This is a genomic window from Paenibacillus sp. 2KB_20, assembly GCF_052115765.1.
GTDB lineage: Bacteria > Bacillota > Bacilli > Paenibacillales > Paenibacillaceae > Paenibacillus_AQ.
In genome coordinates, this window is sequence record NZ_JBFRHH010000006.1 from 318,302 (window position 1) to 331,888 (window position 13,587).

The following is a 13,587-nucleotide window of genomic DNA, read 5'->3' on the forward strand; positions in this document are numbered from 1 at the left end:
TATTGCTTTAAATTCCAATGTATTGAAGAGGTGAAATTTTGAAATGAAAATTATCAGAGAAGAAAAAAACGTTAGAGGGCTCCCGTTGCCTAACGAAACACAATTAGTATTGTCTGAAGTTATTCCTCGTCAAGAATTAATAACGTGCTCGTTTGTACTTGCATTTCAAGAAGACGCATTGTTATTAACTAATTTGAATGAAAGAGGATGGGATATACCTGGAGGGCATATTGAACCTGGGGAAACGCCAATGGAGGCAATGAAAAGGGAACTTTATGAAGAACAGGTGTTTTGATTGAATCTCCTCACGTTCTCGGATATGAATTGATAACACTATATAACAAGCCAGAGAATTATAAGTATCCATATCCAGAGAGCTATATGGTCTTTTATTCTGCTACGAAGAACAGCTAGCAATAGGTGATTAAACTAACGGGAAACAATAAATCAACTTTCCAACCACTGGAAACGTTTTAATCAAGGGAGCTAGCTTGGAAACAACGCATTAATATTTTGTAACGGAAGAATAAATGATATTTAAAGATGGGGGAATAATTATGGAGACGAAGGAAGAAAATTTTCCGAATGATAGCGCCATGGAATCAATCAAAAGTTTAACAGAGAAAGATGCAAAGACTTTCTTGAACCTTATATATGCACTTTTAAAAGACAACAAAAGTCCGAGCGAACATTTGATTTCAAATGTGTTATCCATTTTTGAGAAACAATTACCGAGAGTGGCTAAAGCAAGACAGAATAAAAACTAGTCATCATGCTGCTACAAAACGCTGTGAAGATAAAATAATTGAATTTGAGCAACGGATAATATGTGGGGAAAGTGGTGGGTGTGATCGATAGCCCGTTAAGCTAACGGGAAACGATAGTTGATTAAAGAAGAGAAGGCAGCTGGTCAGTGAGATCAGCTGCCTTTTTAAGCTAACGGGCAGCATAACACAACAACTGTCACAGGACAAGAACTTAGTCCTTTAAGAAACTGCGTCCCGCGCGGTTTTTCTAATTTAAGGGATCAATGACAAGAACTTTGTTACATTCCCGATATGATCTCATCAGCAGAAGATGCCATTTTTGTTAAACTAACGCGCAGTTTAGTGATGGTGGCTACCGCGAAAAGACTTGGAATCCCTTTAAAGAAGAGAAATACACTTAACATCAAATATTAGTTATATCGTTTAAATAGAGTTCTACTAGTAAGTCATTAGTCCATCTCCATGGTTCTAAGCGCCAATTTTATTTCCGTGGATCATTCAAAAGAACGGCCACTGTTCGCATCGTTTGCGACAGGGCCGTTTTTTGTTTTTGTAGGCTCCTCAAATTGCTATTCTTGCCAAACACTCATAGGGTCCCATGGCTTGATCTGATTGCCATATTTCCCGACCAAAAAAGCTTTCATGTCTTCCAGCTTAGCAGGAACCTCGTTCCAACTTGGAAGGGGTGGTAACCCTCGTTTGCTTTTCAATAGGATATCCACTGTTACATACAAGCGTTCTGGCTGTATCCAATGAAGGAAGCGGGAAATATCAATTTGCTTGGTCAGGGACAAGGAATCAATTTCGTCATTGTAATGCTTGTTGAACTCGCTGATCAGGTTCAATAGGTATTCTCTTTGCTCCTTCACGAAGTCCAGGCCGCAGATGGCGCCATGTCCTGGGACAACGATTTCGGGTTTAAATTCATCAATAATGCGATCAAGTACTTTAACCCAATTGAGGGTTCCCTCTTCACTGTACGCTGTACAACCGTTAAACACGACATCGCCAGCGAATAGCACTTTTTCTTTTGGCATCCACAGCAGCAAGTCACTGTCAGAGTGGGCCGGAGCTACGTTGTAAATCATAACTTCCGTATCGCCAAGACGGATGTTGATATCGTCCTTTATCTCAATATTCGGGAGTACCCATTCTACGCCTTCCAGGTCGAATCCTTCAAATTCCGCTGCAAAAAACCGCTCGCCCGAAGTCGATTCCGGAGAATCCTTTCCTCTTCTGATGACGCTGTCCATCCAGGCGATATTTTCGGTGAGACGCTCTCTGGAGGCTTCCTTGTGCATAATAATGCAAGCATCTTCAAACACTTTGTTGCCCCAGGCATGGTCGCTGTTATAGTGCGAATTCACCACATATGCGGGAGAGCCGCCGTTGCTTACTTCCATAAAAGCCTCCCGCATTTCCCTCGCATGGAACAAATCGAAGAACGTGTCATACACCAGCCCTTCACCCTTGTTGATGAACCCGGCATTGGCCCAACTGATGCCGCGATATGGCGAAATACCGGCAAAGACGCCATCTGCAACTTCAAAAAATTTAACGCGAGGTTTTTGGATAATACGTCCATACTTCATAAAAATTCTCCTTTGAGTATATGTTTTTGGATAAGGCCTACTGACTAAGTCTTATTATAGAGAATGGAAAGAAAAATGCAAGCATGTACTTGCATGCATTCATTCTATACTATATGATAGTAACAGAACAACATCACACTACATGGATCGAGGCGCTTAACCATGAAACTAGTAACTTTTCAGACCAATACATCCCAGGAACCTTTGTTTGGGCTTGTAATTAACGAGAAATTTGTCGTGTCTTTTGTCGCAATCATGAAAAAGCAGGGAACATTCGTTGACAGTCTCGAAAGTATGGACAGCTATCTTCATTATTTACCGGCAAGTTATGATGCCGCTAAGGAAATGATGCAATATGCTGTCGAACAGTTGCATCAATTCAATGAAAATGAAATCAGCCCGATTGCAGCGGTAAACCTGCTGCCGCCGGTTCCGAATCCGGCTGCGCTTATCGATTTCGGGCTGACGCCAAGACATCTGAGAAATGCTGGCGTAAATCTGCTGCAAAGAGAATATACAGGGCCGGAACGAGAAGAGCTTATAAGTCAAATCTCCGAAAAATTCCAGCAAGATCCGAATAAAGTAACTTTCAGTTATTATAAGTGTAACCATAATGCATTAATTGGCGATGGGGATACGATTCATTGGCCTTCGTACTCTTCCTATCTGGATATCGAGCCGGAGCTGGCCTTTGTTACAGGGAAGGGGAACTGTATTGCAGGTTATGTTATTTTTAACGACAGTACTATCCGTGATGTGCAGTGGCTGGATTTCCAGGCGATGACCGGACCGACGCGCTGCAAAGATTTTGATCGTAGCAAAGGAATAGGACCCTATCTGGTTACGCCGGATGAAATCGACAACCCGCTGGCATTGGATGTGGATGTACGCATCGGGGAGAGACTGTATTGGAAGGGAAGCACATCCGAGTATTCTGCACACCCTGCAAAAGTGATGGAGGAAGTTCTCAAAGTTTTCACACCGCTCCCAGGCACGATTATAGGAATGGGGACGATACCGGATTGCTGCGCAATCGAGACCGAACAATGGCTATTGCCTTCTGACCGAATCCAGATTACATTTGATAAATTAGGCACGCTCACGCAATTGGTGCCTGATTATGTCAAGATTACGGAACCAAGCCGCTGGGAACAAAGAAGCGATTTTCTTTAAATAAACGTTTATGAAAATGATGAACCCCGATCCTGCTGCATATTGCAAAACTTGTAGTAGAATAGGTTTAACATATGCAAAAGGAGAAGTACAATGCAAACTTCAGACAGAATCATTGAAGCCGCGACACGGCTCATCAAAACGAAGGGCTATCGGGGCGTTAGTACCAAAACCATTGCAACGGAAGCTAAAGTCAATGAATCTACGATTTTCCGGCAATTTGGAAGCAAACAAGGCATATTGGAAGCCATCATTGAAAGACATTCGGATATCCCGCAATTTGAGAAGCTGTTAAGAGAGGATGCGACCGATAATCCGGAAATCGATCTTCTAAATGTAAGCCAGCAGTACCGTTTGTTTTTCCATAAAAATGCGGACATCATTTTAATTGGGATCCGCGACAAAGGAATGCTTCCCGAATTGGACAGAGTGCTGGCCGATCCGCCGGTAAAGCTGCACTCCTTGCTGGTTGAATATTTTGAACGACTGCAGAAGAAAAAAGTCATAGCCATACAAGATGAGCGTCTTTCCGCTATGTCTTTTCTCTCGATGTGCTATGGATTTCAGATGAGCGAGCTGATTCACCGGGATTATCAGTCCCAACTCGTCACCGAGGAAGAGTTCTACAAGCACAGTGTCTCATTGTTTGTAAAAGGGATGTTATCTCAGGCATAACGTTGGCTCATTGAATAATGCTTAGATAAGAAAATATGATAAAATCATTGACTTGGTTAAGTCTTCACGGCTCCATGCTTGAATATATGCTGAAAAGCTAGCTCCCGATCCAAAAGATCATTATAGTTATTCTGTCCATTGACGGCGTTTGGCGTTGTCCAGTACACTGTGAGAAATGCTGAAGGAGGCGATTGTATATGAGTAAACAGATATTTGCTGAGTGGATTGGTTTGGTCGTATTTGTTGCTGATAACATAGAGTCTCCCGAGCGGACTGCAGTCTTTTGATGGAGGTAGGCTGCTTATTTCACGATGTGAAATAGGCGGATTATCGTATACACAAGCTGTGCATGGAGCATCCGTAGAGGGATTTCTGCGGGTGTTTTTTGGTGTGTCTGTGAGATCAGTCCTGTATAACTGATAACTGCCTGTCGACTGTATGTCGCTAGGACGGGGTGAATCGATGGGGCTAGTGTGAAGTGGCCATGCGCAGAAATGACCTCAACTAAGGGACCAAGTACTTGACCTAGAAGGGACTATGTTCTTGTCCCATGACAACAAACCGCAGCTAAAGCCTGTCGGGGGATGTCGGGTGACAAGAACATAGTAACATTAGAAGCCGCTAATTATGCGGCTTTTTATTTTTATGATATCAAGTTCTTGTCAAAACACAATGACAAGAACTTTGTTACATTCCCGATAGGTGAATTTCTGTGTAGTTAATACGGTAGCTGTAATGGTTCTAGAATACAAACACATTAGAGACTATGAGCTGCTTCCAAACTGGCAAGACATTCTTCGTTGAGCTAACGGGGAGGATAACGTAATCATTTCGCGAATCTCAACATATGGAATTATTTACGAAGTTCGTGAATAAGGCGTTAGGGGAAATACACGTAAAGGAAGAATGCAATAATGACCAATGAAGCAACTGAACATTTTGTTGTTGATTATGGATATTATCAAAGAAATATTGATGGGGTTGGCAAAAGATTGCAAACTATCTAACCGACAAGAAGATTCCTTCTCCGAGGAAGCTTATCGGAGCTAAGAATGCCGGTAGTGTCTGGCATGAGACGGCAGTTAAGCTCATATTGCTAAATCGCCATTATACAGGAGACTTGGTACAAGGGCGTTCGAGTGTAGACAGGAGCAATAAACTGTTTCATCAAGAGAAGGGCTACAAGCCACGTCAGCAAGTTGATGAAAGTAAGTGGTTTGTCGTAGAGAATGCGCATCCTCCGATTATTTCACACGAAGAGTTTGCCGCTGTGCAGGATCGGATGGCGGTTAAAGCTAGAACAGGGTTTGGTGGTCGGGGTAAAAAGTCGTTGTTTGCCCACCTTGCATACTGCGCTCATTGCGGCAAAGGGATGAATTATAAGAATGACCGCGAAGGCTATGTTTGCGCTACTTATCAGAAGCGCGGCAGAAAAGGATGCCCTTCCCATTTCATTCGGCATGATGAGTTAAAGAAATCTGTTTTAGTGGATTTGCGTCAATTGTCAGTGAATGTGCTGGATCAGAACTCTCTGGTGGAGAAAGCGCTCAAAAAGGCGAGTGAAAAATCGAACCAAGCCGTGTCTGAACTGAAAGCGAACCAGAAGAAGATGCAGCAGCTTCAACAAGAGCAATTGGAACTGGTTCGCGCCATGACTCGTAAAATGATCGATGATGATACGTTCCAGATGAGCAATGCAGATCTAAAGGAGGAGCAGCACACCTTGAAAGAACGAGCAACCATCCTTGAGATTGTTGTCAGTCAGGGCGAAGCCAAAGAACGTATTATGCAGCAATTCAGGGAAGAAGTTAGGCGCTTTGCGGAGTTGCAAATCGATGACGAGGAAGCCCTTCGATAAGTGCTTCAGCGGTTAATTGTACGAATAGAGATTGAGTTGGATGGTGGAGTTATTATCCACTATAATTTTGGAAATCCGTTGTCAGCGGGGGCGTAAATTAGCCCCCTGTATTTACGTCAATATTAAGCACTCGACACATGTTGAATGCTGTGTGTCGCTCGTGAGAACATAGTGATTTAGAGCCACATTAACCTAATGTTTTTCTGTAAAGTTCAAGCAGTCACTTGCTTGGGCTTTTTTTATAAGTACCCGAGTTCATGGAAGATACTTGAAACTGTAGGCACTAGAAATGCCATTGCTCTTTTCATTCCAGGATTTCGCAGAAGCCGGTTTGCTGATACCGTATTTCTTGGTTGCAGTCTTAACACCAATTTTCCCACTCTCGACTTCACCATAGATAACGAGTTTCTCTGACGCACCATATTTTTTATTATTCCACCTGTCTACCGTAAGGGGAGCATATCAATTATCGGCAGCATTTTCTGTTACATCCACATAGTTTGCTGAGGATATATGCAACAATGATCATTGGTGGATGAAGGAATCACTCAGATATATAGTGTTAAGAAACCAATCATTCATTTTCTTTATTCAGCAATTGCTCTGCATAGATAATACAACGTTCTGCAAATTCCAGTGATTGATCTGTTATAGGATACAGTCCAGTTGTCTCTGACGGCATTTTTCTTACTTCCCAAAACTTATTCATTAACTCTTCATTTCCATCAAATGTATCATTGGAAACTGCAATCAACTCACAACCAATCTGATAGCCAGCTTCAGATTCAGGTAATATGCTATGCTGCTGACACCATTCAATTCTCCGTAATAGTGAAATATATTGTTGGGTGATTCGGTCGCTTTTACTAAGACTAGGAAGCACTTGTTCTAAAAAATCCTTCTCGTCATCTTCAAAATATTCAATCCATTTTTTCGAATTATGTTTGGCTGTCTGTACTAAATGTGAAATTCGTTTCCACGATAATTCTCCCTCAAGATCAAACATGTTGATGAGCGAGGTCGTATTGGAGATGCTAGTTTGGAGCGAAGAAAGTTGTTCTTGAAGATGATTATAGTGAGCTTTTAGTATTTCTCGGTAGGATAGCTTATCCAATAAATTCTGAATCTCTTCGAGTGGAAGCATGAGAGATTTTAGAAGTGTGATCTTTTCCAAAGTAAACAAGTTTTCTTCGGAATAGCAACGGCGTCCGCTTTCGTCCTTAAAGCTAGGTGTAAGGAGCCCAATTTGATCATAATAGCGAAGTGTTCTTACAGAAACATTGCTTTGTTTGGATACTTGTCCTGTTGTCCAATGACTCATGATATTCCTCCAAAAAAAATGCTTGCAGGTGACGTAGCGTCACCCAATATATTTGAATTATATCACAGAGACAAAGGGGTAAGGGAATGACTGATCACTTAACGCATTGGAAACAAAGGGATAATTGGACATGGAAAGAGTTTGTAGCTTTGCTGTTGCTAGAGTTTGTATTTGTTATCGGATTTATTAAATTTGTAGTAAAACCCGTATATGCGCAATGGCTTGGAGATGAGCTGTATTCAGGAACATTGACAGGGCTTACAATAGCAATAGTATTAATGCTGGGAGTGTATTTCATAGGGCTACGTCCTAAAAAGCTTTCTTGGAGTGAAGTGGGTTTAAGATCCTTTCCTGCGAAGGATTGGTGGCGAATTCTGTTATGGACGTTCTTGCTGATTATAGGCAGCACCATCGTAATGATCCTTACCAGCTATATCGGCAATACATTTGAAAATTCTAAGACGGAATCAATTCAGCAGAATGTTACGGTCTTCAGTGTATTCATTGCGTTTGCATCAGCAGTGATCATCTCGCCTATATACGAAGAGATATTCTATCGCGGTTTTATCTATCGCTGGCTGCGAACCCGATTAGGCATTGGTTGGGCAATGTTTTTGAGTGCGAGTCTCTTTACGATAGTCCATATTCCTACCTATAACGCGATGCCTGCGAATTTTCTTGGGGGGATCATATTTGCATGGGCGTATGAACGAACAAATTCTGTTTGGCCTGCAGTATGGGTACATGGCTTAACAAATGGACTATTTTTATTATTGACTCTGGTAATGTAACGGGAGAAAGAAAAAGAGTTACCTAATTCGTAAACAAGCACTTCGAGGCAATGACGACAAATGAGACGGGACTCATCACATGGCTAGTAGAGTTTAGGATTAGAAGAGATGAATTATAAGTGGGGCTGCCATTTGGTAGCCCTTTTTGCTCGGTTTTGTATTTACCATTTACTATATCTATATGATTGAAAGGCATTAGAAGAAAATTTGGCTTTCCTCACAAACGGCACAAAACTGAGCTAGTATATGGTTATGGTGAGTGACGTTTTATTTCCTCCAATATGTCCGTATGCATACGCATATGTGCTATGGAAACATACGCTTCTCCAGACTACAAAGTTCTATAATCAGAATTCAAAGTTTAATGAGTTTAATTTATGCAGGTATGATGGAGCCGAATATGTGACACAACTAATTGTGAAGAAGATTAATTACATAAAGGATAAATTATTCTTTCATACGAACTACTCTGATGTAGATAATAGAAGAATGTTGCATATGATTTTAAATCGCTATACATCAGAAATATGCCTCAATTTTTTTTATCAATGGCTGTCTATTGCAAAAGAAGGGTCTAGACGTGCTGTTGCACCACCCTGGATTCAAATTGAACAAATGATCGAAATGAGCTTACCATCGTTAATCTTTAAACTTGACTCCGATACTAGAAAAAAGGCTTCGATAATTCAAGTTTACCGCTCGAAAAACGTAAGAGAGCTACCGGAGCTGATGTGTACGATAGGTTCAAAACAAATGAAGAAGGAAATTCGTAATATGAAATCCTACACACCTTCAAGAGTTGCTATGAAAGTATTCGATAATTCTTCCCAAGAAAATATATCGCAACGAGACTACGTTAATAAGTATGTAGCCAAGTTTTCTTTTTAAAGTGTAAAAAATAACATATCCCACCAATGGTGGGTTATTTCTTTTGCCCAAAAATGAATAATAAAAGAGGGGAAGAAATTAGTGCCGACAGAGAGGAATGATATCAAGTTCTTGTCAACTGTCGGGGGACAAGAACATGGTCCCATAGAAAGTCGCTAATTTAGCGGCTTTTTTGTTTTATCGGTACAAGTTCTTGTCCCGAGTCAAGGACAAGAACATGTACCGATTGCCGTAAAGGACAAGAACATGAGCCGATTCCCGATTAGATAAGTACCTAACTATGTTCCCATGCAATTTCATTAAGCTAACGGGCAGATTAGTTGAATAAAGTTAGATCAAAGAAAAGGCCATCCTGCAAAGGATGGCCTAAGATCGTTGTCGGAGCCGATGCGAAATCGTTGGCTGTGGACGACATCATAACTATATTCATTAGGATCGTTTAAGTAAAAGCCCCGGCTTATATGGACCTTAACTTATTGAGATAGTTAATCATCACTGTAAGTTAGATCGAAGTTGACTCTTGCTGCTTCGACACGTACATAATTTTCTCTTCCCCATTGCCGTAGCTCTCTCATCGGCTGGAGTAAAGATTCCCCTAGAGGAGTGAGTGAATATTCAACCATTGGAGGAACCGATGGTGTGATATGACGTTGGACCAGTCCATCGCGTTCAAGCTTACGTAGGGTTTGAGTCAGCATTTTTTTGGAAATACCCTCGATTCTTCTCGCCATTTCCCCGTAACGGATGCTTCCGTCTTCCATTGCGTAAATGATGAGCGCGGTCCATTTATTAGAGATAATATCAAGCACTTTACTGTAGCCACACACCGCAAGCGCGATGTTGGGGTGTTTTGGTTTGACCAAAGATGTCAAATGATTTCCCTCCTCTGCACCTTGAAGTTCCCAGGACACTTTAAAGTGCCTACTTACGTAGGTTTAGTTTATGCATTATTGTATGACTATATCAAGGGCAAAGCAAGCATTGAGCTTTACGCCAAAAGCGCCTGATTCATTACGAAGGCTGACATTTTGAACAGGATGATAACTAAATTAATCTAGTGGGAGGAAATGAACATGTCGAATATTATAAAGCCCCGCCCTAAACTGTATGTGATGGATAACGGCCGTATGAGCATGGATAAAAACTGGTTGATTAACATGCATAACCCAGCCACGGTTAGCAATCCTAACGCGGCGACGCAGTTTGTGGAATTTCCGATTTATACGGTGTTGATTGACCATCCGGAGGGGAAGATTCTATTTGATACGGCTTGCAATCCGAATTCCATGGGCGTTGAAGGACGCTGGGCGGAATCCACCCAACAAGCGTCCCCTTGGGTGGCGTGTGAGGAATGTTATCTGCATAACAGACTAGAGCAGCTCCGCGTAAGACCTGAGGACATCCGATACGTCATTGCCTCTCATTTGCATCTGGATCATGCGGGTTGCCTAGAGATGTTCACGAATGCTACGATAATCGTCCACGAAGATGAACTGAATGGCACACTGCAGAGCTACGCCCGTAATGAAAAAGAAGGGGCCTATGTTTGGGCAGACATCGATGCTTGGATCACAAACCATTTACACTGGAAAACGGTCAAACGCAATGAAGATTATCTCGATCTGGCTGAAGGAATCCAAATTTTGAATTTTGGAAGCGGACATGCTTGGGGTATGTTAGGCTTGCACATTGAAATGCCCGAAACAGGCGGGATCATCCTCGCTTCGGATACCATTTATACGGCTGAGAGTTACGGTCCTCCAGTTAAGCCACCGGGCATTATCTATGATTCAATCGGTTACCGGAACACAGTTGAAAGAATCCGTACGCTGGCTACCCGAACAAACTCCCAAGTGTGGTTCGGACATGATGACAATCAATTCAAACAATTTCGCAAATCAACCGAAGGATACTACGAATAATTATCAATAAGTAGATCATCCCAAGGTTAAGCTAACGGGAAACGATAGCGTAATAGACACGTAGGCAGCCGGCGACGCAATCGGCTGCCTTTATAATACAACTAACGGGTAGGCATAAGAGATTGTTGCAAAAAAAATTCAACAATCTAGATAGGTCTGTTTTACTACAGATAACGTATCTGGTACAAGAGTGTAGTGCTTCAACGAATTTTAATCTGTGATTTGTTGGATGAGACAGTACTATAGTTCATCTTGTAATTGTATAGTATGACGTAAGCGGAGGGGAACATATGAATTATGGACAGCTTGCGTTTAGACAGGCAGATGCGAACTATAGATGATCTCACCGCTCTCACTACCGCCCTGCGCGGACTGCACCCCTCCAATGCATACAGAGGTCTGGAGGAAGACAGCAATTGAATATGGGGCATGGAACTTTAAAAGGGACCATGGGTGGTCTGTTGGTAGGCTTGTTAAGCCGTCAATATGTCAATACCGCCCTTCTCCGTAGAGGAAAGCGGCGGTATTTGTATTGTACAATAGCTGAGCAAACGCCATAATATGAATTACTCCCCAAAGAAATTTCTGCATACATGCAAAATTCCCTCGGCGTAAGGATAAGGGGCAACGTTGTTGTGGCATGACTTTGCCTCTGCCGTTGCGTTCTGGAGAAGATATCCATGGGCAACCATCCGAAGCATCTCGATGTCATTTCCACTGTCACCGAAGGCCAATGTTTTGGACAGGAGTACCTGACTATAATCCATCAGGAATTGCACAGCTGCTTTCTTTCCAGTTCCTGCGGGGATAAAATCGACATCATATGCGTGCTCCGGATCACCTGCCTTGGGATTGCAAATATTGATATTAATTCCGATCCCGTGATTTACAGCCAGGTGCCTGATGATACTTATATCATATTGGGTTCTAGCTGCTGATACCGGATAATAATAGTAGTTCATTTTATATCCGGATTGACCAAATTGAGTCTGTTCGTGAAGGACAATGTTGAATGTTGATTTTAATTCGCTAATTAAATCTTCTACATCTCTTCGAGAGAATCCGGATGCGCTTATAATCTTTGCCCATGAAGGAACAGTGACCAGTTGTCCGTCAAGCTCGACTTCCCACATCTCTGTGCCCAGATTGCTCGCTATAAAATGGGGGAGCTGCGTCATACCGGCTATTTTCATTTTTGCTTGTATTTGCTGAACACTGCTTCCGGTGACCCAAGCTATCTTTACTTGATGTTTTCTGGCAAGCTGCTGGAGGTATTGTTCCAGTTCGTACACCATGTTGAGTTGTTCAGGCAAACATTCATGCGGGTAATACGTTTCGTCAAAATCAAACAATATCAGATATTCGGTTACAGCGGGGGTATAGATGACTTCCATGAGTGTGACTCCTCCTACAGTTTGTTAACGATATCATAGTTGCAGGGAACGTTCCCAGGTCAATACTTTAGATGAGGTGTTAATTTTGCCCACCATAATTGATATTTCACGTGTAAGCGGTCTCTCCAAGTCGACGGTATCACGTGTGTTAAACGACCATCCTCATGTATCTATTGAAAGCAGACAAAAAGTACAGAAAGCCATTACGGAGCTGGGATATGTCCGCAATACGCAGGGGGTTCAGTTGCGTCTACAGGCAAGCAATCATATCGGTGTGCTTGTCCCGGATGTGGAGCATCCCTATTTCAGTCAGCTTGTTAGTGCATTAAGTCGATCTTTAGGCTCAATGGGGTATCAACTTGTCATCTATCAGACCGAATTATCCCGCGAGTATGAACGTGATGTGTATGCCCGATTGTTACGTCGAGAAATGGATGCCGTGGTTATTGCTCATTCCCATTTCTCGGAGAGAGAAATTAAAGAATATATAGGTTCTTATATTGGAATCATATGCAACGAAGCGATGGACGGAGAATTTCTCGATGTCTTTCGATTGGATGAAGAAGATGCGGTCTTTCAAGCGACAGCATATTTGCTGTCCAAGGGGCGCCGTCATCTGTTTTTCTGTATGGATCACCTGACACTATTGCAAGAGAAAAGATGGAACGGGTTTCAACTGGCTCACCAACAATTCGGCCTAGAGTGTACGAAATCACAATGTTATACGGGTCTGGTGACTATGGAAGATGGTTATGACTTGGGAGAACAATTATTTACTTCTGATCAATTACCGGATGGAATGATAACGGGTAGTGACTTTGTAGCTACAGGTTTATTGAAAGCAGCAAAGGAAAAGGGGATATCCGTGCCTCAAGAAATGTCCGTCATCGGATTTGATAACCATCCTGTGGGATTGATGACTAATCCAGAACTGACAACATTAACCAATTGTATTCCCGATATGGTCAGGGATGTTACAGAATGTCTTACCCGGAGATTGAAGGGGATGCGATCTGCTCCTATAGCGAAAACCTACAAGACTTCGCTGATTATACGTAATTCTACTTAAAAAAAATGAAGTGAAAGACAAAAAAGAAGGATAGTGAAATCCTTCTATCGGTCAGGAATGATACATGTCTGAAGAGGTATTGAAGCGTTACTAGATCTCTCGTTGTGGTACTTGAATGTCTAGACAAAATGGAGCAT

Annotated in this window: 13 protein-coding genes; 9 read left to right on the forward strand and 4 right to left on the reverse strand. The window is 42.1% G+C overall.

Going from position 1 to position 13,587, the window contains the following annotated elements:
- The first annotated feature begins 43 nt into the window (after positions 1 to 43).
- Positions 44 to 295 (forward strand): NUDIX domain-containing protein, encoded by a 252-nt coding sequence (locus AB4124_RS18200; protein WP_441973744.1) that lies wholly within the window; start codon positions 44 to 46, stop codon positions 293 to 295.
- 262 nt (positions 296 to 557) lie between these two features.
- Positions 558 to 767, forward strand: coding sequence for a hypothetical protein (locus AB4124_RS18205; protein WP_076323514.1), 210 nt, complete (start codon positions 558 to 560; stop codon positions 765 to 767).
- A gap of 569 nt (positions 768 to 1,336) precedes the next feature.
- On the opposite strand, the gene AB4124_RS18210 is transcribed toward AB4124_RS18205, so the two are convergent.
- A complete protein-coding gene (locus tag AB4124_RS18210) occupies positions 1,337 to 2,359 on the reverse strand; it encodes an MBL fold metallo-hydrolase (RefSeq protein WP_430107834.1) in 1,023 nt (340 codons plus the stop codon).
- A gap of 162 nt (positions 2,360 to 2,521) precedes the next feature.
- Between AB4124_RS18210 and AB4124_RS18215 the strand changes: the two genes are divergently transcribed.
- The 3 genes from AB4124_RS18215 to AB4124_RS18225 all read left to right on the forward strand — a co-directional run bounded on the left by AB4124_RS18215 (position 2,522) and on the right by AB4124_RS18225 (position 6,065).
- Positions 2,522 to 3,532: a fumarylacetoacetate hydrolase family protein gene (locus AB4124_RS18215; RefSeq protein WP_430187528.1), complete on the forward strand. Its 1,011-nt coding sequence runs from the start codon at positions 2,522 to 2,524 to the stop codon at positions 3,530 to 3,532.
- A gap of 93 nt (positions 3,533 to 3,625) precedes the next feature.
- The gene (locus tag AB4124_RS18220; RefSeq protein ID WP_076323511.1) at positions 3,626 to 4,207 is read left to right on the forward strand and encodes a TetR/AcrR family transcriptional regulator; all 582 of its coding nucleotides are present in this window, start codon (positions 3,626 to 3,628) and stop codon (positions 4,205 to 4,207) included.
- Between the two features lie 1,039 nt (positions 4,208 to 5,246).
- Positions 5,247 to 6,065, forward strand: coding sequence for a recombinase family protein (locus AB4124_RS18225; RefSeq protein ID WP_441973834.1), 819 nt, complete (start codon positions 5,247 to 5,249; stop codon positions 6,063 to 6,065).
- 574 nt (positions 6,066 to 6,639) lie between these two features.
- Here AB4124_RS18225 and AB4124_RS18230 read toward each other — a convergent pair.
- The gene (locus AB4124_RS18230) at positions 6,640 to 7,386 is read right to left on the reverse strand and encodes a MerR family transcriptional regulator (RefSeq protein ID WP_076323509.1); all 747 of its coding nucleotides are present in this window, start codon (positions 7,384 to 7,386) and stop codon (positions 6,640 to 6,642) included.
- Positions 7,387 to 7,472: 86 nt separating this feature from the next.
- On the opposite strand from AB4124_RS18230, the gene AB4124_RS18235 reads away from it, so the two are divergent.
- Positions 7,473 to 8,177 carry a CPBP family intramembrane glutamic endopeptidase gene (locus tag AB4124_RS18235; protein ID WP_053489874.1) on the forward strand — a complete coding sequence of 235 codons (705 nt, stop codon included), beginning with the start codon at positions 7,473 to 7,475 and terminating at the stop codon, positions 8,175 to 8,177.
- 402 nt (positions 8,178 to 8,579) lie between these two features.
- Positions 8,580 to 9,065 (forward strand): hypothetical protein, encoded by a 486-nt coding sequence (locus tag AB4124_RS18240; RefSeq protein WP_441973745.1) that lies wholly within the window; start codon positions 8,580 to 8,582, stop codon positions 9,063 to 9,065.
- 485 nt (positions 9,066 to 9,550) lie between these two features.
- On the opposite strand, the gene AB4124_RS18245 is transcribed toward AB4124_RS18240, so the two are convergent.
- Positions 9,551 to 9,937 (reverse strand): winged helix-turn-helix transcriptional regulator, encoded by a 387-nt coding sequence (locus AB4124_RS18245; protein WP_076323507.1) that lies wholly within the window; start codon positions 9,935 to 9,937, stop codon positions 9,551 to 9,553.
- Between the two features lie 201 nt (positions 9,938 to 10,138).
- Here AB4124_RS18245 and ahlS point away from each other — a divergent pair, with 201 nt between their 5' ends.
- Positions 10,139 to 10,987, forward strand: coding sequence for an AhlS family quorum-quenching N-acyl homoserine lactonase (ahlS, locus tag AB4124_RS18250; protein WP_441973746.1), 849 nt, complete (start codon positions 10,139 to 10,141; stop codon positions 10,985 to 10,987).
- Positions 10,988 to 11,553: 566 nt separating this feature from the next.
- Here the strand turns inward: ahlS and AB4124_RS18255 are convergent.
- A complete protein-coding gene (locus AB4124_RS18255; protein WP_441973747.1) occupies positions 11,554 to 12,381 on the reverse strand; it encodes an HAD-IIB family hydrolase in 828 nt (275 codons plus the stop codon).
- Positions 12,382 to 12,457: 76 nt separating this feature from the next.
- On the opposite strand from AB4124_RS18255, the gene AB4124_RS18260 reads away from it, so the two are divergent.
- A complete protein-coding gene (locus AB4124_RS18260) occupies positions 12,458 to 13,450 on the forward strand; it encodes a LacI family DNA-binding transcriptional regulator (RefSeq protein ID WP_441973748.1) in 993 nt (330 codons plus the stop codon).
- Positions 13,451 to 13,587 lie beyond the last annotated feature (137 nt).

Excerpts from the sequence above, each read along its gene's own strand:
- AB4124_RS18200 (WP_441973744.1), top strand. The coding sequence starts at position 44 with ATGAAAATTATCAGAGAAGAAAAAAACGTTAGAGGGCTCCCGTTGCCT.
- ahlS (WP_441973746.1), top strand. The coding sequence starts at position 10,139 with ATGTCGAATATTATAAAGCCCCGCCCTAAACTGTATGTGATGGATAAC.
- AB4124_RS18230 (WP_076323509.1), bottom strand. The coding sequence starts at position 7,386 with ATGAGTCATTGGACAACAGGACAAGTATCCAAACAAAGCAATGTTTCT.
- AB4124_RS18215 (WP_430187528.1), top strand. The coding sequence starts at position 2,522 with ATGAAACTAGTAACTTTTCAGACCAATACATCCCAGGAACCTTTGTTT.
- AB4124_RS18235 (WP_053489874.1), top strand. The coding sequence starts at position 7,473 with ATGACTGATCACTTAACGCATTGGAAACAAAGGGATAATTGGACATGG.
- AB4124_RS18220 (WP_076323511.1), top strand. The coding sequence starts at position 3,626 with ATGCAAACTTCAGACAGAATCATTGAAGCCGCGACACGGCTCATCAAA.
- AB4124_RS18255 (WP_441973747.1), bottom strand. The coding sequence starts at position 12,381 with ATGGAAGTCATCTATACCCCCGCTGTAACCGAATATCTGATATTGTTT.
- AB4124_RS18205 (WP_076323514.1), top strand. The coding sequence starts at position 558 with ATGGAGACGAAGGAAGAAAATTTTCCGAATGATAGCGCCATGGAATCA.
- AB4124_RS18210 (WP_430107834.1), bottom strand. The coding sequence starts at position 2,359 with ATGAAGTATGGACGTATTATCCAAAAACCTCGCGTTAAATTTTTTGAA.